Genomic DNA, 19,696 nt, shown 5'->3' on the forward strand with positions numbered 1-19,696 from the left:
TCGATAGTTTTATCACTGTTTGAAAAGGATAAAAGAAAATGAGTAAAAAATTTTACAGAATTTTGCTGGCAGTTCTTATTTTTCTGGGACTTGGGGCAGTTTTGATGATAACATTGGAATCGCTGAAACCGGAAAAGCCAAAACAAGAGCCACCACAGGCAACCCGGTATGTAAGCGCAGAAAAAATCAGTTATGAAAATTACAAAACAGAAATAAAAGCGTCAGGCAGGGTCATGGCCATAAAACAAATAAACCTGAGCAGTGAAGTACAAGGGAAAGTTTATGGTGGTGACGTAGTTCTGAAAAAAGGTGCCCGTTTCAAAAAAGGTCAGATACTTGCAAAAATTCTCAATGAAGAAGTAACCTATAACTTGAAATCCCAAAAAAGCAAATTTTTAATGTCGCTGGCCAATGTGCTGGCCGACCTGAAACTCGACTTTCCCGATGTCTATGAGGAATGGCAAAAATTCTTCAGTTTAGTAAACGTACACGATAACCTGCCAAAACTCCCCAAGATATCTAATAATCAATTAAAAATATTCCTTTCTTCACGTAATGTGCTTGGTGAATATTACTCCATTAAAAGCTTTGAAGAACGAGTAAATAAACAAACAATTGTAGCACCCTTTACAGGAAATTTCACACAAGTTAATATGCAGGAAGGTTCTGTAATCAACCCCGGAGGGATTATTGGTGCCATTATCAACACTTCAACTTACGAAGTAGAAGTTCCTGTAGAAAAAAATGAAGTAAGATGGCTGAGAAAAGGCCAAAAAGTGAAAGTTGTGCCAGAAGAAAATACAGCTGATACATTAAAAGGAAATATTGTACGAATAGCCCAGTTTAAAGACCCGCAGACTCAAAGCATTCCTGTATACGTGCAAATTCCGGCAAAACCCGGCCTGGTGTACGAAGGCGATTATTACAATTGTCTCTTCCAAAACATTACAGTAAAAAATGCTATGAAATTAGCTCGTAGTGCGGTCTTTAACCACAATGAAGTTTTTTTGGTGCAGAATGACCGGTTGCAAAAAGAAGAAATTAATATTGTAAAAGTGAACGAAAAAACACTTTTTTTCAATGGACTTCAACCGGGTGAATTTATTGTGAATGAACCATTGCTCAATGCCAATGAGAACATGCAGGTAAAAATTATTGATAAAGCAGAAAACAAAAAGAGGCAATGAGAAGACTGATTCAACAATTTGTGCAATTTCCGTTCTATGCCAATGTTATAATTGCAGTTTTACTCATTGGAGGGATAGTTGGCTATTTGAGCATGAAAAAATCCTTCTTTCCTGAGCGTACTTCCCGCGAAATTACAATCTCTGTATTTTATCCAGGAGCCTCGCCCGAACAGATGGAAGAAGGTGTTACAACACGAATAGAACAGGCCATACGCGGTATTGTTGGGATTAAAGAATTTACCAGTACTTCTTCGGAAAATTTTTCCAGGATCCAGATTACAACAACAGGCGAATACGACCTGGACGAAACCCTTATGGAGGTAAAAAATGCAGTGGATGGGATCAGCTCTTTTCCTACAGCCGCTGAACGACCCATTGTTTATAAACAACGATCTGTGTCGCAAGCCATGTTCTTAAGTTTATACGGCGACACAGATGTTTTTACCTTAAAAAAATATGCCGACCAAATAGAGAACGACTTTCTCGCCTCCGGAGTAATCTCTCAATTGGGTATATCCGGATATCCCAATCTCGAAATTTCTGTTGAAATCAGTGAGGAAGACCTGATGCGTTATCAACTTACAATGAATGATCTCATACAGGCCATTGCCACTACTAACCGCGACATTGCTGCAGGTCTGATAAAATCACCACAGGAAGAAATCCTTGTGCGCATCAGAAACCGTTCTGTAGAACCTAATGAAATAGGAGAAATTATACTGCGCGCCGGAGAAAAGGGAGATTACATACGCATTAGAGATGTGGCCGAAGTAAAAACAAAATTCCAGGATGTGCCCATGGAATACACGCTCAATAGAAAGAGAGCTGTTTCAATCTCCATTCAAAAACTACCGGAAGAGGACCTGGAAAAAATATCAAAGTACGTTGACCAATATATTGCAGATTTTAATGCAGAACACGATGACATTACACTGAAACAAACCTTTAACTTTCTTACTGTATTAAAAAGTCGCCTGAATCTTTTATATCGAAATGGAGGTATTGGGCTGTTGCTCGTTGTGGTTGCACTGGCCTTCTTTTTAAGTTTCAGGCTTTCATTGTGGGTTGCATGGGGTATTCCAGCCTCATTCCTGGGCATGTTTATCATAGCCAGCATTTATGGCATTACAATTAACATGATCAGCCTGTTTGGAATGATCCTGGTTATTGGTATTTTGGTGGATGACGGAATTGTTATTGCAGAAAATATTTATGCTCATTTTGAAGAAGGCAAACCTCCCAAGAAGGCCGCAATTGATGGTACCTTAGAAGTCCTTCCGGCAGTAGTAACCTCTATAAGCACCACTATCGTAGCCTTTTCTCCACTTTTCTTGATTCGCGAAGGCGGGTTGGAGTTTATGTTCGAAATGGCATTTGTGGTTGTAGCCAGTTTAGGCTTTTCGCTCTTTGAAGCATTTCTTGTGCTGCCGGCCCATCTGGGAAATCATCGTGTATTAAAACCAATCGAAGGAAACAGTCCCGGAAAGCGCTTACGTAAACTATTTGATCGGTTTATTTTTTATATGCGCGACAATATTTATGGAAGGGTTTTACGATTTGTAATTCGTTGGCGCTGGTTTTTCGTATTCCTGCCCATTTTTGTAATATTGATGACTGTAGGACTTTTAAAAGGAAATTTTATAAAATTAACGTTTTTCCCTCCAGTAGCTTTTGACTTTTTTAATATAGACCTTGCGTTCAAACCCGGCGAAGGAGAGGCACAAACAATACGTTACCTGAAAAAGTTTGAAGATCTTACGTGGGAAGTAAACGAAGAGCTCAAAGAAAAATATAACGACGATCAGAATTTCATTGATTATACTTTCTTAAACCTGGGGAATGCCTTTAATGGTAACGAAACAGGCAGCCACGCTGGTAACATAAGAGTAATTTTGCGCGATATGGAAGGGGCCCCGGTTAATTCTTACGATATTATCAACCTGATAAGTAAAAAAATTGGCGATGTGCCCGAAGCACAAAAGTTTGCTGTGGGAGGCAACAGTCGGTTTGGCAAACCGGTTTCCATGAGTTTGCTGGGCCAAAATATTAAAGAATTAAGTGCTGCAAAAGATTTTGTGGAAAACCGCTTAAATGAATTTCCTGAACTCAAAGATGTTACAAACAACAACGTGCCAGGCAAGCAGGAAGTACAACTTGACTTAAAACCCAAGGCTTATTTCCTTGGATTAGACCAAAATTATGTAGCCACGCAGGTTCGTCAGGCATTTTTTGGCGGCCAGGCGCAACGTTTACAAAAAGGAAAAGACGAACTTCGAGTGTATGTAAGATATCCCAAAGAAGACCGCATGCGGCTCGGACAACTCGAAGATATGAAAATAAAAACCGCTGCAGGATATTATCCCTTATCGGAACTTGCCGATTATAAAATTGAAAGGGGTCCCGTAAGTATTAAAAGATACAACAGTCAGCGGGAAATCAGAATTGAAGCTGATACCAGAGATCCACTGGAACCTGTTCCGGAAATAATTGAGCGAATCAATAAAAAAATTGTCCCTGAAATCAAGGCACAGTTTCCCGGAGTGGACATTACCTACCAGGGGCAACAACGCCGAAGCAGCGAATCGATTGCTGAAATTCAAAAATATTACCTGCTTGCCTTTCTGATCATTGTGCTTATCCTCATGATACATTTCAAATCATTTGAACAAGCTGCCATAGTACTACTGATGATACCACTTGCATGGCTTGGTGCTATGTGGGGGCACGGAATTGAGGGTATCCCCATTTCCATGCTTAGTGTTTGGGGCATGGTAGCATTATCCGGAGTTATTGTAAACGATGCTGTAGTCTTCCTCGCCAAATACAACCGATTTTTGCTCGAAGGTTACAAAATGCTCGATGCTTTATATAAAGCAGGCATGACTCGTTTCAGACCTATTGTACTAACCACCATTACAACTACCATAGGTTTATATCCATTGATCCTCGAAAATTCATTTCAGGCACAATTTTTAATACCAATGGCAGTAGCACTTGCCTACGGTGTTTTAATAGGAACCGGCTTTATTTTAGTCTTTTTCCCAGTACTCATTGGTGTATTAAATGATTCACGCAGGGTTGTTTTCTGGGCCCTTAGCAAACGGAAAAAAATGCATACAGCAGAAGAAGTAGAATTTGTTATTTTGAATGAAAAGAAAAAAATTCGATAAATATTATGGTTGTTTCAAAAAAATATATATACTTTTGTAATCTCATAGCTGTTTTCATTTGGATTGGTGGTTCCGGGCCAGCTCTTGGCCAGGAGCCACTTTCTTTTTTTGATGCCATATCTAAAACCCTTGAAAACAATTACCAAATACGCATTGCTCAAAAAGACGTGGAAATTTCCGCTAACAATAACACTCCCGGAGCAGCAGGAATGTGGCCATCAATTACTTTGTCAGCAGCGCAAAACAACAGATGGACAGACCAAACCCAACCCCAAAACAGTACTACCATTTCCAATGATATTTCTCCGTCTGTAAATCTCAATTGGCTTCTTTTTGGCGGTTTCTCCGTACAAATTACACGAGAACGACTTGCTGAGCTACAAAACCTCTCAAAGGGAATGATGGGTGTGGTAGTAGAAAATACACTTCAAGCCATCATTTTAGCTTATCAGAAGACCTTGCTTGAGAAAGAACGTTTAAAGATTACAAAAGAAGTAATGAACATTTCTCTCGATCAGCTTCGATATGCCAGAACACAAAAAGCCACAGGAAACGGAACCACTTTCGACTTACAGCAAGCCCGGGCTGCCTACCTCGAAGATAGTTCCAATTACATTTTACAAGGTATTAACTTGCGCAATACCAGACGTAATCTGAACCTCATTATGGGCGAATCTCACACAAAACAATACATTCTAACAGACAGTTTTCAACCCATAGCGCATACTTTTAATCTCGAAGAACTTTATAATCGGCTTGAGTCAAGCAATCAAACACTTACTAACCAGTATATAAACCAAAAACTTATTGAATACGACCTAAAGCAGAGCAAAAGTAATCTTTACCCAACTTTTTCGCTTAATGCCGGGTCAAGTTATACCTATGGCTCAAGAAAAGTAGACGATATGCCCAGAACCAACTCAGACCCTTTAATGGTTTATGGTAACTTTACCCTAAGCTTTAACCTGTTTAATGGCGGACAAGTAAACAGAGCCATTCAAAACGCCAGAATCTCATTGCAGCAAAGCAAGCTGGAAACTCAGGAGATGAGTAAACAGCTTAAGATGCAATTGGTTTCACTTTACGACTTGTACAACGTTCGAAAACAGCTGTACGATGTAGCATTAGAAAACGAAAATCTTACCCGCCTGAATTATGAACTGGCCCGCGACCGATACCGACTGGGAACAATCAACAGCATCAACTTCAGACAAATTCAGCTCACCTATTTTAATGCCTCTTTATCCAAATTACAAACCATTTATGACATCATGGATACTTATACAGAAATTATGCGAATGACCGGCAGCATCCTGAATGAGTTCGACCCTGAGAAACAGTGATAAAACGTATGGAACCTCAAAAAAACCTTATGCAAATTAAGGCAAATTGAGTAAGTTCAAATCGGGTAAAACGAATAATTTCGTACATTTGTGAGATTAATAAAGCGAGATTATTTGATATGGAAAGAGTTGTAAGTGGAATCAGATCAACAGGAAATTTACATTTAGGAAATTATTTCGGTGCAATACGAAATTTTATTAAGATGCAGGAGAATCATGATTGCTATTTTTTTATAGCCGATTATCATTCACTGACAACCCACCCCAACCCGAAAGATTTGCATAGTAATGTAAAACAAGTGCTTGTTGAATACCTGGCAGCAGGTCTCGACCCCGAGAAAGCCACACTATTTATTCAAAGCGATTTGCCCGAAGTAGCAGAGCTAAACCTACTGCTAAGCATGAATGCATATGTGGGTGAACTGGAACGCACTGCAAGTTTCAAAGAAAAAGTTCGTAAAAACCCCAATAATGTCAATGCCGGGTTGCTCACCTACCCCGTTCTTATGGCCGCCGACATACTAATTCACCGGGCCACAAAAGTGCCTGTAGGTAAAGACCAGGAGCAGCACCTTGAAATGTGCCGTAAATATGCGCGTAGGTTTAATGGCATGTATAAAACAGAATATTTTAAACCACCGGAACCATGGAACTTTGGCGATGACCTCCTAAAAATACCTGGTTTAGATGGCAGTGGAAAAATGGGCAAATCTGAAGGTAATGGTGTATATTTGGCCGATACACCCAAACAAATCAGAAAAAAAGTAATGAAGGCCGTTACTGATGCCGGTCCAGCAGAACCCAATTCACCGGTTTCAGAACCCATTCAAAACCTTTTCACCATTATGCAGGTAGTATCAGAACCTGAAACACTACAATTCTTCAAAGAAGAATATGCCAAATCCAGTATTCGATACGGCGACCTGAAAAAACAATTGGCCGACGATATAATTAAATACATCGAACCCATTTACAACAGAATACAGGATATATCTGCTGACAACACATATTTACAGAAAGTAGCGAGAATGGGAGCTGAAAAAGCCAGAGAAAGTGCGCAAAAAACCATTAAAGAAGTGCGCGAAATTATTGGTTTTAAAAAATTTTGAGCTTTTGATTGATTTTATTAAGTTTAAAAGCCTTTTGTCATGCAAATAATGAAGAATACATGCAACTGATAAAATATAACATACAATGAACAGGCAACACGCAGTAATTTACAGGTAAAAATGAAAATTACTGCGTTGTTTTTTTCAGCAACTTACATTTATCAAGTAAATTAGATGCTTAATTATTTTTACAGGAATGAAAATCAAACTCCGCCTACGACATAAAATACAGTTTATCATCATATCGCTATCGATATTGGTATTTACAGGAGCTATTAGCTATATTGCCTATAAAGACCGGCAGGCTTCTTACCAAAACCAAACCCGACTTATTGAAGCCCAAACGGAAAAATATGCAAATGAAATTAAAGTGCTCATAAATGAAGACTTTGCCGTGGTGAGAACGCTTGCGTTGGCCTTTAAAACATATGAATTTCTTGATAAAGATACATATCAGAAACTGGTAAATGAAATCTATGATCATGTGTTCCAGGGCAACCCCGACTTTTACCAACTCTGGGATAGTTGGGAGCTGAATGCTGTCGATAGCACATGGAACCGCCCCACTGGTAGAATTACCAACACCCGATTGCGTGAAAAAGGTGAAATGAAAAGGCTTATCGACATTCGCAGTCTGGATGGAGACAATCAGTATTACGCAAAAGACAAAGCACTTGCCCGAGAACTCATCTCAGAAATATATGCCGATGCTTTTTCAGAGCAAAAAGCCGATAAAAAAATCATGACCTCCTACGAAGCCCCCATCATGGACCAAAAGAAATTTGTAGGACTGGTTGGTGTAGATGTTACACTTGATCGTTTTCAGGAAATTGTAAGCAATATTCAAATAGAAAACCTCGAAAAAAGCTATGCTTTCCTGATATCGCACAATGGTAAATACGCCGGACACCCTGATAACGAAAAATTAAACACCTATATTCCTAAAAACCCCACAAGCAACCCCGACTTCAATATTTATCAGAAAATAAAACTGGGAAAGCCATTTTCTATTATAAATAATAACGGTGATAAAGAACGCTTTGTAAGCTATTTCCCTATAAAAATTAGTCGCACCAACACTTATTGGTACCTTGGAATTACAGTACCAAAAGATTCTATTATTAAACAGGTTAACGAAAATTTATATATATCATTCCTTGTTGGTACATTAGGTTTAATCTTACTAAGCATTGTAATATATTTCGTAAGCCTAAGTATTTCCAGGCCCGTACAGGCGGTAACCAAACAACTAAATAAGCTGGCTAAAGGTGAAATTAAGACAAGCAACAAGTTAGAGCTCAAAACAGGAGACGAAATTGAAGAAATGGCAAAAGCCCTTAACCAAACAATTGAAAAACTCAACCAAAAGAACCAATTTGCCAGGCATCTCGGACAAGGAGATTTAGAACAGGAACTGGTTATTGACGATGAAGAAGATGAATTAGGGCAGTCGCTTATCGAAATGCAGGAAAATCTTCAAAAAGCGCGAAAAGAGCAAGAAGAAAGACAAAAAGAAGACGAAATTAATAAATGGGTCAATCAGGCCATAACAGAAACCAGTGACATTTTCAGAAAACACAACCAAAACATTAAAGAACTCACATTTAACACTTTAAAATACTTGCTTGATTACCTCAACGTATCACAAGGCGGAATATATGTGAAAAATGATGAGGATGATGAAATATATTACGAACTTATTTCGGCAATTGCTTATGGTCGCGATAAACTCATCGAAAAAAAGATAAAAGACGAAGAAGGCCTGGTAGGACGTTGTGCTTATGAGGGCTTAACAGTTTATATGACAGAAATCCCTGAAGATTATGTCAACATTAAAACCGGCCTTGGAGGTGCCAACCCACGGACAATACTTCTGGTTCCCATAAAAAATAATGAAGAAGTGCTGGGGGTAATCGAACTCATTTCTTTCAATGAATTTTCCGACTATCAGATAAAAATGGTAGAGCAAATTGGAGGCAACCTTGCTGCCACAATAGCCAATGTGCGCATAAACCAAAAAACAGAAGGACTCCTGCACCGCTCCCAAAAACAAACCGACGAACTGGCACAGCAAGAACAGGAAATGCGGCAAAATGTAGAAGAAATGAAAGCTACACAGGAGGAAGCACACCAAAGACAACACGAAATGAAAGCACTCCACGAGGCGGTAAATGATATTGCTTATGTAGCTGAATTTGACATGGACGGTCATTTGATTGATATGAACAAAAACCTGGAGGTTTTACTGGCAAAGCCTAAAGACCAATTGATAGGAATGCAGCAGGGCAGTTTTTCCGGAAACATTGACCAACAGGAATTTGAAAAAACATGGGAACAACTACGCGCAGGTGAATCAATTACAATAGAACAAAAAATTAAATCAGGTAATAAAGATGTATGGTTGTTGGAAACATACAAACCAATAATTAATGCTGAAGGCGAGCCATACAAAGTCATCAATATTGGTATCGACATTACACATACAAAAAACACATAGACGTATTATAAATCAACTCAGATTAAAGCATCACCATGAAAGGGTTAATCAATAAAATAAAAGAAAGTATACAGGCAAAACTGCAGCTCTTTATTTTGAGTAGTGCCACGGTTATCTTTTTATTAACCATTTTATATGTTAGTATAGAAACCCGGCAGATGGCTTTGGATGAAGCAAAAAGGTTAACCATTGAAATTGCCGAAAAAAGAGCCGCTGATATTGAAAGTGAACTCAACAAAGACTTCATGCTCACACATACCCTTGGTAAAGCTATACAAGATTTTGTGCTATACAATGATTCAATCAGAAACCAGGTGCTGCCACCAATGCTAAAACGCGTATTCGAACAAAACCAGCACCTACAGTCTATATGGATGCATTGGGAACTTGCGGCCATTGAAGAAGACTATCCCAACAATTTCGGCAGAGTGCGCAAGAACTACTACAGAGTTGATAATGAGATTAAAAGAAAAATAGATACTGTTGATACTGAAGGGGATGACATTGATGGTTTATATTACAAAATAAAAAAAGAAAAAAAGAACGTAATAACAGAGCCCTACTGGTATTCCTATACAGAAGACGAAACCAATAAAATACTGGAAACCAGCATATGTGTTCCCGTGCTCCAAAGTACGCGTTTTCTGGGATTAATGGGTATAGATTTAAAACTGGAACGGTTCTCAAGCCTAATTAAATCTATTAATCCCTATAAAAACAGCTATGCTTTTTTCGTAAGCCACGAAGGCACTATAATATACCACCCCGAATCTGCTAACATTGGCAGCAACCTCCTCGAAGACAACCCCAGGGACGCTGAAAAATTCAACTTCAAAAGACGAATGAAAGCGGGTAAAACATTTTCATTCGACCGAACAAAATATGGTAAAAAACACTTTACAACTTTTGCTCCCGTATACATAGGCGATACCCATACCCCATGGTATTTAACCATTGTAGTTCCCTACGAACAAATGCTAATACAGGCGAATCAGAATATGCAAAAATCGCTGCTTATTGGATTAGCAGGAATTATTATTTTGGCATTAGTCCTTTGGGTTATTGCGCGCAACATAACAAGGCCACTGGTTAATATCTCTAAGTTGCTAAAAGAACTGGCCGAAGGCAAAATCAATACAGACCGTGAGCTTAAAATTAAAACAAAAGATGAAATAGGAAGCATATCGTTAGATGTCAATGGGTTAAAAAACAGCCTGGCCAGAACAGCCGGGTTTGCAGAAGAAATCGGGAAAGGCAACCTCGATGTAGAATTTGAAAAATTAAGCGATGAAGATGTCATAGGCAACGCATTACTAAACATGCGGAAAAGCCTGCAAAAATCTGAAAAAGAAGAAGAAAGGCGCAAAAAGACTGACCAAATCCAAAAATGGATCACCGATGGCATAGCTAAAATTAATGACTTAATGCGCCAACATAATCAACTAAAGACACTCTCTTATGAAGTAGTCAAATTTATAGCAGATTACCTCAACGCCAATCAGGGAGCCTTTTACGTTGTAGCTGACAAGGATAATATAGCATCTGAGGAAGAGATAACCTTTGAAGCGACCTCTGCCCTGGCATGGGGAAGAAAAAAACCTTTGCACAGAACCGTTAAAATGGGAGAAACCCTCATTGGCAGGGCCGCCTATGAGCAAGCTACACTTTACATGACAGAAATACCCGACAATTATGTCAACATTACATCAGGTTTAGGCAAGGCAAACCCAAGATCATTGCTTATTGTACCCTTGATGCTAAATGAAGAGGTATTGGGGATTATTGAAATTATTTCATTCAACGAGCTGGAAAAATATCAGATAGAATTTGTAGAGCAAGCCGGAGAAAGTATAGCCTCCACAATAGCATCACTAAAAATAAGCCAACGCACAAGTAAACTTCTCGAGCAAACAAAAAGTCAGGCCGGAGAACTTACAGAAAAAGAAGAAGAACTCAGGCAGCAGATGGAGGAAATGCAATCGACACAGGAAGAAGCCAATAAGCGCGAAGCTGAAATGACCGGAATGATTACAGCCATAAATTCCTTAGCCTACGTAGCCGAGTTTAGCATGGATGGATACATCATTAATATCAATGAAGCATATGCCCAATTGCTTGAATTGCCCAGACAACAAATTATTGGCAAAAAACAAGGATTTTTCGAATTAAGTAATGACAAAGAACGCATTGAGAATTTTGAAAAACTATGGGCGAAAATGCGGAAAGGAATCCCCCACAAACAAGAACAAAAAATTGAAATTAACAATAAAACAAGGTGGCTGTCAGAAGTTTACACCCCCATAAAAGACAACGACGGAGAACCTCAAAGGGTAGTAAACATAGCAATAGACATTACACACCTGAAAATGAAAAGCGAAGACTAAAAGCATTACAGCAATGAAAAATATACGATTCAATCTAAACACCCGGATGATGGTTTACCTGCTAAGTGGGGCCACATTTATCTATTTAATCTCATTGGGCACTGTAATAATGCAAACTATTAATAGCACAAAAAAAGATACTTACAGAATAGTCGAAAAAACAGCAGCAGAAAAAGCCAACCTTATTAAATCTGTAATTGATTCCGACATAAAAGCAATCGAAATACTCGCTGATGTGGGGACAACATTTAAGATGGCTGCTTTTCAGGAATGGGAAAAAATATATCTGGCTCAACAAAAAGCCATACTCCAAAATAACCCACAATATATTTCAGTTGCCACAAGCTTTGAACTTAAATACATCGACTCAACCTACAATAATGATTATGGAAGGCTTATGCGAGGTTATTACCGGGAAGGAAATGTTATAAAACTTTTTGATGCCAAAAGAAACCTCGAAGGAGACAACTATACAAGTAACTACTATAAAATAAAGACCAATAAAAAACACTTTATCAGTAACCCGGAGCTTTTTTCCTATACGGGAAATGAAAAAGATGCTGTTTTAAATACCAATATTTCAGTTCCTATTCTAAAAAACAGCGACTTTGTAGGTCTGGCCGGAGCTGATGTTAATATGAATTACTTCCAAACCATTACAGACTCCATTCAGCCCTACAAAGGAAGCTATGCTTTTATATTATCAGCAGATGGAACTGTTGTTGCTCACCCTAAAGAAGATTGGATTGGGCAAAAATTAAGCACCATTGACTCTGTCTACGCAGCGAGTGGCAATATAGACAAACGCATTGACAAGGGTAAAACATTTACTTTCAGCCACCACGACACATTGATGGGAACAGCGTATCAATATACTTTCTCTCCCATAAAAATCAGAAAAACCGACACCAACTGGGCATTGGCAGTAGCATTTCCAACCACAATAATTGAAGAAAGAACAAACTCTTTTTTACGCACAGGAATTACCATTGGTATACTGGGTTTAATTGTAATGGGGTTTATAATTTCCATAATAGCTCGCAGCATAAGCAGACCAATTATTAAAAGCACAAAAATCCTTAAAGAGCTCTCCAATGGAAATATTGACAAAAAAAACCACCTCGACATAAAAACAAAAAATGAGCTTGGTGAGATGGCTGATTCTGTAAACCAGTTGACAGAAGGTTTATACAGAACTGCAGAATTTGCCTCATCAGTAGGAAATGGTGAATTAAATGTCGACTTTCAGAAACTCAGCGATGAAGACATGCTCGGTAAAGCTTTGCTGGAAATGCGCGATAACCTCACACGAGCAAAAGAAGAAGAAGCCAAACGTAAAAAAGAAGAAGAAATAAGACGATGGGCAGCCGACGGCTACAGTATAATCAATGATTTACTACGCCAGTCAAAAGATCTTCAGGAACTCTCTTACTCCATCCTTTCGAATATTATAAAATATGTAGATGCTGCCATGGGCGCTATTTATGTGTTAAACGATGCCGAGAAAGATGACATATATTACGAAATGATAACAGCAGTAGCCTATGAGCGCGAAAAGCTAATGCGCGATAAAGTAAGGCCTGAAGAAGGACTCGTTGGAAGATGTGCACACGAAAAACTAACCATACACCTGCGGGAAATACCCGAAAACTACGTAAGTGTTACATCCGGACTTGGTGAAAGCAAGCCAAGGAGCCTTATTCTAATTCCCCTTAAAGTAAATGAACAGGTTCTGGGGGTAATTGAACTTGTATCTTTCAATGAATTCAAAGATTATCATGTAGACTTTTTGGAGAAAGCCGCAGAGAATGTAGCCAGTGATATTTCAACCACAAAAATTAACCAGCGTACCGAAGTTTTACTCAAACAATCGCAACAACAAGCTGACGAGCTGGCGCAACAAGAAGAAGAAATGCGCCAGAACATGGAAGAAATTCAGGCCACACAAGAATCGTTAAAAGAAAGCCAGGCCAAAACACAAATGATCTTCGATAATATTATCGATGCCCTCGTTACAATCGACAGCCATGGCATTATAGAACTTTGGAATCCAGCTGCCGAAGAACTCTTTGGCTATACCTCAAAAGAAGCTATTGGCCAAAACATAAAACTCATTATGTATGGAGAAAATGCCAGGGACCATGATAATTATATCAAAAGGTATCTGAAAACCGGACAACGGCATGTGCTTGGAAAATCGAGAGAAGTTATGGGTATGCACAAATCAGGCAAAAAATTCCAAGTCGAATTACGACTCGAAGAAGGCCGGCTCGGCAACGAAGCTAAATTTATAGGCGTGCTGCGTGATTTAACCGAAAAGAAAAAAGCACAGGAAGATATTGAGCAAAAAATGGAGCAGCTTAAGGAGCTTAAAGAAATGGCCGAAACCAGTAAAGAGGAAATGAAGTTACTCGTTGATGGCGTAAAAAACGTTTCCCTTTACGTAGAATATGATATGAACCGAAAAATTATTGATATTAACGAGAACTTCCTTAATTTGCTGGGAACAAAAAAATCAGAAATGATCGGTGTAAAACAAGGAGCTTTTGAAACCGATCCCGAAAAACAAAAAGAGTTTAATCAGTTGTGGAAAGATTTGTCAGCCGGGAAAACAAGAAGATTAGTGCAACACATAATGGCCAAAGGTAAAAACCTTTATTTTTCAGAGGTTTATATACCAGTGAGAAATTTAAATGGCGATATTTATAAAGTTATTAACCTGGCCATTGATATAACAGATACAATCAGAAAAAAATAACAAATCCAAAGATTGATGAATCTATTTAAAAATATAAGGTTTAGCTTAAGCATCCGGTTATTATTAGGAGTAGTGCTGGTTGCTGGCATTATCTATCTGATAACCATCCAATACATCAACTACGATTATAAAGAGGTTGCCATAGAAATGGCCAAAAAAACAGCCGGGCAGCAAGCCGAAAATATAACCTCCCGGGTTAAAAATTTATTTGAAGCCGACTTCGAATTGATAAGAACCTACGGCAACACATTCGAAAAATTCAATGCCCTGGAGCCTCAAACCTACCGGGATTTCTTCAACAGTGCCCTGGAACGTTTGCTAAGACAAAATCCAAGATACATCTCCGTATGGGATAACTGGGAAAGACAATATATAGAACCCAACTGGAACCTACCCTACGGACGCCTCTCATATATTTATTTCCGGGAAGGCAATTCGATTACATATACCGTTGATACGCTCAACACTTTTGGCGATGACACCACAAGCCTTTATTATGATTACAAATCGAACCCCCGGGAAGGAATAACAGAACCATATACTGATGTTTATTCAGGTGGCTCTGGCGAAGAAATTCTTATGACCTCCATTATAGTGCCCGTTATGAAAGACACCAATTTCGTGGGCATGGTAGGTGCAGATATTAGTCTGAAGCAACTAAAAATACTCGTTGATTCATTGGACCAAAGATTCGAAGGTTATGCTTACATACTATCCAACAAAGGATTTATTGTAGCACATCCCAATGAAACATATTTGGGTAAAAACTTCGCTACTACCGATAGCCTGCTGAACCAAGAGTATACAATCATTGACCACATTAAAAAAGGGGAATACAATAAATTTGTTACCGCGGATAATAAAACGGGTGAAGAATTTTACACAACAATTATTCCGGTCACTTTTGGGAAAAGCGACTCTCACTGGGGTATAGCCATCAATGTGCCTTTACAAAATATCATAACCGAAGCCGAGAGCCACATTGAAGATTCACGAAAAGTAGGTATATACGGGTTACTCATATTAATATTTGTAACCCTCCTTGTAGCTTATCAAATCATCAAACCAATCAAAAAAACAACCAAAGTACTGCAACAATTATCACTTGGTGAAATCAAAAAAATAGATGACATTAATATCAAAACCGGTGATGAGATTGAACAAATGAGTCTTTCGGTTAATACGGTTATCAAAGGCTTCAAAGACACCGTTGAATTTGCGAACCAAATAAAAAACGGTAATTTTGATCATAAGTTTACTCCCCTGAGCGATAAAGACGTGCTGGGTAATGCCGTATTGGAAATGCGGGATTCACTCAAAGAGGCAAAAGCAGAAGAATTTGACCGCCAAAAAGAAGAAGAACATAGTAAATGGACATCAGAAGGGATCAACCTGTTTGGAACAATCTTACGGCAGGATAACGATAACCTCGAAAAGCTTACAGGTAAAATTATATCAACACTGGTCGATTATCTTGGTGCACATCAGGGAGGCCTGTACATCACAGAAGGCACAAAAAAACAGCAATACCTTGAACTTGTTGCTTCCATAGGCTTCGATAAAGAAAAAATGCGGCATAAAACCATTCAACCCAACGAGGGCGTGGTTGGTAAATGCCTTCTTGAAAAAGAAAGAACCTACATGGATGATATACCTGATGACCAGGCTCCGATACTTTCCGGCCTTGGCAATACAAAACCCGGAAGTACATTGGTAGTGCCAATGATTATCAATGAAAATGTAATTGGTATTATCGAAATAGCATCGCTGAATCGTATGGAAGAATATCAAATCCAATTCGTTGAGAAAATTGGTGTATCTATTGCATCAACAATATCATCGACCAAAGTCAATGCACGTACAGCAGAATTATTAAAAGAATCAAAAGAACAAGCCGACGAGCTTGCCCAGCAGGAAGAAGAAATGCGGCAAAATATGGAAGAGCTGCAAGCCATGCAAGAAGAGGCAACTAAAAGAGAAAGTAAAATTCAACACTTTATCAATGCCGCAAAAAGCACACTATTGTACATTGAATACGATATAAACGGAAAAATTACAGAAATCAACCAAAACATGCTCCATCTGTTCCAACTTAAGCGCGAACAGGTTTTAAATAAACAAATTGGGTCATATGAGTTCAATAGCAATCAGATAAAGCATAACTATGATGTGATCTGGAAAAAATTACTCAAAGGGCAGTCAGTAACTAACAGCTACTACTCAAAATACCTGGGCAGAGATTATTATTTAAAGGAATATTATTATCCGCTGATAAATGAAGAAGGCAAAACCTACAAGATCATCAACATAGCTATTGATGTTTCAGAAGAAAAACGTAAAGAGAAGCAGCTCAGCCAATTAAAGGATGACTACAACAAACTTGTCAATAAAAAAGGTGATCCAAAAGACTCCAAAAAGAAAAGTGTCGATATAAATGAAATTATAGAACAAGAGGAAGGGTTCGAGTACATTGACCTCACACACCTCAGAAAGGTATATAAAAACGACCTGCGAAAAATCCAAAATATTGTAAGTATTTATGTTGACACCATACCCAAACAATTAGAAGAGCTGAATAATATAGCCCAGTCAGACCTTAGACTACTTAGAACCAAAATGGGTAATTTTAGGACCAAAATGTCATACCTTGGATTAAGCCGGGTAGTAGAAATGGCTAAGGAAATAGAAACAATTTGTGCAACCGGAGTAGACACAGAAAACATTGAGGACCTGCTCCAGGAAATTGCTACAATTTGGAACAATGCAAAAGTTGAACTGCAAAAAATAATAGTTAAATAGATAAAAGACCATTTAATATTTTAACGATAAGTTAGACTAGTCCAACAAAATAAAAAAATTTAGCGTGAAAGTAAGAATTCAACTATACGTCAAGATGCTACTCCTCATAATAACAACCTCGTTTGTTGTTTTTGGGGCATCTATTCTGGTTATCGGTTTACAAATCAGGCAAAATGCATACAAAAAAAGCGTTGAATATGCCGATCTTACTGCCGAAGTAAACGCACGGAAAATAAAAGGCGAGATGCAAAAATATATGAGTACCGCTCAGGGCTTAAGTAATTTTTTCTTGTCATTCGAAGCCCTTGATTCTACAGCCCGCAGAAACAACTTTATGAAAATTCTGAAGTATAATCTCAGAAAAAAAACCGACATACTTAGTATGTGGACGATATGGGAAAATAATACAATAGACAATTTCGACAGCTTATATATCAACGTACCCGGGAACACCTATCTTGGCAACTTCGCACCTACCTATTATAAAGACCGCGATAGTATTAAACTTGAAGGTTTAAGTTCAGGGCCACTATTTCAGGGCGATTATTACACTACACCCAAATCCAACAGAAAACAAACCTTACTGGCGCCCTATTATTACAGCTACGGGAAAGGTAAGGAACAAGCCATTCTGCAAACCAACATGATTGTTCCATTGCTCTACAATGGCAGGTTTATGGGAGTTGTTGGCGCTGATGCATCATTAGACAGCCTCCAAAAATACGCAGAGCAAATTAAACCTTTCGACAACAGCTATGCTTTTCTAATAGCTCACGACGGAAGTATTGTAGCCCATAAGTCTGCAAAATGGGTTGGACAAAAACTCGATACTTTACAATATAATAAAGTAACTGCTGAAGAAATCCTGCAAAATGCCCAATGGAACAACAATTATAATTTCACAGACATTGACCCGGTAACCCAACAGGAAACTTACTTTACAATGAGTCCGCTTACTATTGGCAAAGCCAGTGAAAGGTGGGTTTTTGGTATTGCAGTTCCAACAAGTGAGTTAAACAGTGTAGCTAAAAACAGTTTTATCCTGAGTATTATTGTTGGATTGGTAGCTTTATCGATATTGAGTATTTTCATATACCTGATTGCACGCTCAATTACCAGACCGGTTACAAATATCACTAAAGTATTGCAGGAAATTGCCAAAGGTAATATCGATACCAACCTAAAATTAAAAGGAAAATTCAACGACGAGATAAACGATATGACCCTCAGTGTCAATAAATTAATTGAAGGGCTCAATAACACGGCAAACTTTGCCAAACAAATAGGCGACGGTAACCTCGAAGAAGAACACGAATTATTGAGCAAAAACGATTTTCTGGGCCAGTCACTGGTAGATATGCGGGAAAGCCTCAAAGAAGCTCGTAAGTTTGAAGAAGAAAAACGAGAAAAAGACCGCAAACAAGCCTGGGTAACTCAAGGACTTGCACAATTCGGAGAAATTTTGCGCGAAGACAATGACGATATGCAAAAATTCTCTGAAAACATTACAAAAAATATTTGCGAATATATGGATGTCCCTCAATGTGCTATTTTTATCATTGAACAAGAAGAAAAAGAAACATTATTCGAACTAAAAGCCGTACATGCATATGGCAGCCAAAAAATAATAGAGAAAAAAGTTAAAGAAGGCGAAGAATTAGTTGGCAGGGCCATTAGCGAAAAAAATACAATTCACCTTACCGAAACACCCGAATCATTCGCCTCTATTACAACCGGAAAAACCGATGACCAGATTCCCAACAACTTACTCATTGTACCCATGCTCATGAACGACGAGCCTTTTGGCGTACTTGAACTCATGGCACTCAACCCATTTGAAGGTCATCAAATCGAATTTGCCGAAAAAGTAGCTGAAAGCATTGCAGCTACAGTGTCCAGTGTAAAAACCAATATCCGCACGGCGCAGCTGCTCAAACAATCTGAAAAACTTAAAGATGAGCTGTCGCAGCAAGAAGAAGAAATGCGCCAAAACCTTGAGGAAATGCAGGCAACGCAAGAAGAAGCTAAAAAACGTGAAGCTGAACTTTCTGCCATCAGAAAAACCTTACAAAACACCACCATGATGGCCGAATATGACCTGGAAGGCCGTATTATCAGAATTAACGAGCGCATGGCCAACACATACGGTCATGCTGCTGAACATATGACCGGCAAATTCCAGGATGCTTTTGTCACTCAGGATGATGCCTCACGAAGAGATTTTCTTAAATTTTGGCAAGAAGTTATAAGTGGAGTCACTAAAAAGCGCATCCATAAAATCACAAAACGTGACCAAACAATTTATCTTAGCGAAACTTATATCCCCATTTACGAAGACGATGAAATAGACCGGGTACTGAATATTGCTACCGATATAACCCACAAAGTTAAGCTCGACAAAGAAATTACACAGCTCATGAATAAAGTTAGTGAATTAAAAAATATGTAA

9 protein-coding genes are annotated in these 19,696 nt (G+C 38.6%); all 9 read left to right on the plus strand.

Annotated features, from left to right (window positions below; translation table 11 throughout):
• Positions 1–38: 38 nt before the first annotated feature.
• The 9 genes from ACTB0Y_RS04365 (at position 39) to ACTB0Y_RS04405 (ending at position 19,696) form a co-directional block, all read left to right on the plus strand.
• Complete coding sequence (locus tag ACTB0Y_RS04365; protein ID WP_463205582.1) at positions 39–1,187, plus strand: efflux RND transporter periplasmic adaptor subunit; 1,149 nt, start codon at positions 39–41, stop codon at positions 1,185–1,187.
• Positions 1,184–4,357, plus strand: a complete 3,174-nt coding sequence (locus ACTB0Y_RS04370) for an efflux RND transporter permease subunit (protein WP_463205583.1) — start codon at positions 1,184–1,186, stop codon at positions 4,355–4,357. Before ACTB0Y_RS04365 ends, ACTB0Y_RS04370 begins: the two co-directional genes overlap by 4 nt.
• Before the next feature lie 5 nt (positions 4,358–4,362).
• On the plus strand, positions 4,363–5,700 hold the full coding sequence (locus ACTB0Y_RS04375) for a TolC family protein (RefSeq protein WP_463205584.1): 1,338 nt from the start codon (positions 4,363–4,365) through the stop codon (positions 5,698–5,700).
• Positions 5,701–5,819: 119 nt separating this feature from the next.
• Positions 5,820–6,809, plus strand: a complete 990-nt coding sequence (gene trpS / locus ACTB0Y_RS04380) for a tryptophan--tRNA ligase (RefSeq protein ID WP_463205585.1) — start codon at positions 5,820–5,822, stop codon at positions 6,807–6,809.
• 196 nt (positions 6,810–7,005) lie between these two features.
• Positions 7,006–9,306, plus strand: coding sequence for a GAF domain-containing protein (locus ACTB0Y_RS04385; RefSeq protein ID WP_463205586.1), 2,301 nt, complete (start codon positions 7,006–7,008; stop codon positions 9,304–9,306).
• A gap of 35 nt (positions 9,307–9,341) precedes the next feature.
• On the plus strand, positions 9,342–11,690 hold the full coding sequence (locus tag ACTB0Y_RS04390) for a cache domain-containing protein (protein WP_463205587.1): 2,349 nt from the start codon (positions 9,342–9,344) through the stop codon (positions 11,688–11,690).
• 13 nt (positions 11,691–11,703) lie between these two features.
• Complete coding sequence (locus tag ACTB0Y_RS04395; protein WP_463205588.1) at positions 11,704–14,448, plus strand: PAS domain S-box protein; 2,745 nt, start codon at positions 11,704–11,706, stop codon at positions 14,446–14,448.
• Positions 14,449–14,463: 15 nt separating this feature from the next.
• Positions 14,464–17,247 carry a cache domain-containing protein gene (locus ACTB0Y_RS04400; RefSeq protein WP_463205589.1) on the plus strand — a complete coding sequence of 928 codons (2,784 nt, stop codon included), beginning with the start codon at positions 14,464–14,466 and terminating at the stop codon, positions 17,245–17,247.
• A 64-nt stretch (positions 17,248–17,311) separates the two neighbouring features.
• Positions 17,312–19,696, plus strand: a complete 2,385-nt coding sequence (locus ACTB0Y_RS04405) for a GAF domain-containing protein (protein ID WP_463205590.1) — start codon at positions 17,312–17,314, stop codon at positions 19,694–19,696.

Source organism: Salinivirga sp. (genome assembly GCF_055145285.1).

Excerpts from the sequence above, each read along its gene's own strand:
- ACTB0Y_RS04365 (WP_463205582.1), top strand. The coding sequence starts at position 39 with ATGAGTAAAAAATTTTACAGAATTTTGCTGGCAGTTCTTATTTTTCTG.
- ACTB0Y_RS04370 (WP_463205583.1), top strand. The coding sequence starts at position 1,184 with ATGAGAAGACTGATTCAACAATTTGTGCAATTTCCGTTCTATGCCAAT.
- ACTB0Y_RS04375 (WP_463205584.1), top strand. The coding sequence starts at position 4,363 with ATGGTTGTTTCAAAAAAATATATATACTTTTGTAATCTCATAGCTGTT.
- trpS (WP_463205585.1), top strand. The coding sequence starts at position 5,820 with ATGGAAAGAGTTGTAAGTGGAATCAGATCAACAGGAAATTTACATTTA.
- ACTB0Y_RS04385 (WP_463205586.1), top strand. The coding sequence starts at position 7,006 with ATGAAAATCAAACTCCGCCTACGACATAAAATACAGTTTATCATCATA.
- ACTB0Y_RS04390 (WP_463205587.1), top strand. The coding sequence starts at position 9,342 with ATGAAAGGGTTAATCAATAAAATAAAAGAAAGTATACAGGCAAAACTG.
- ACTB0Y_RS04395 (WP_463205588.1), top strand. The coding sequence starts at position 11,704 with ATGAAAAATATACGATTCAATCTAAACACCCGGATGATGGTTTACCTG.
- ACTB0Y_RS04400 (WP_463205589.1), top strand. The coding sequence starts at position 14,464 with ATGAATCTATTTAAAAATATAAGGTTTAGCTTAAGCATCCGGTTATTA.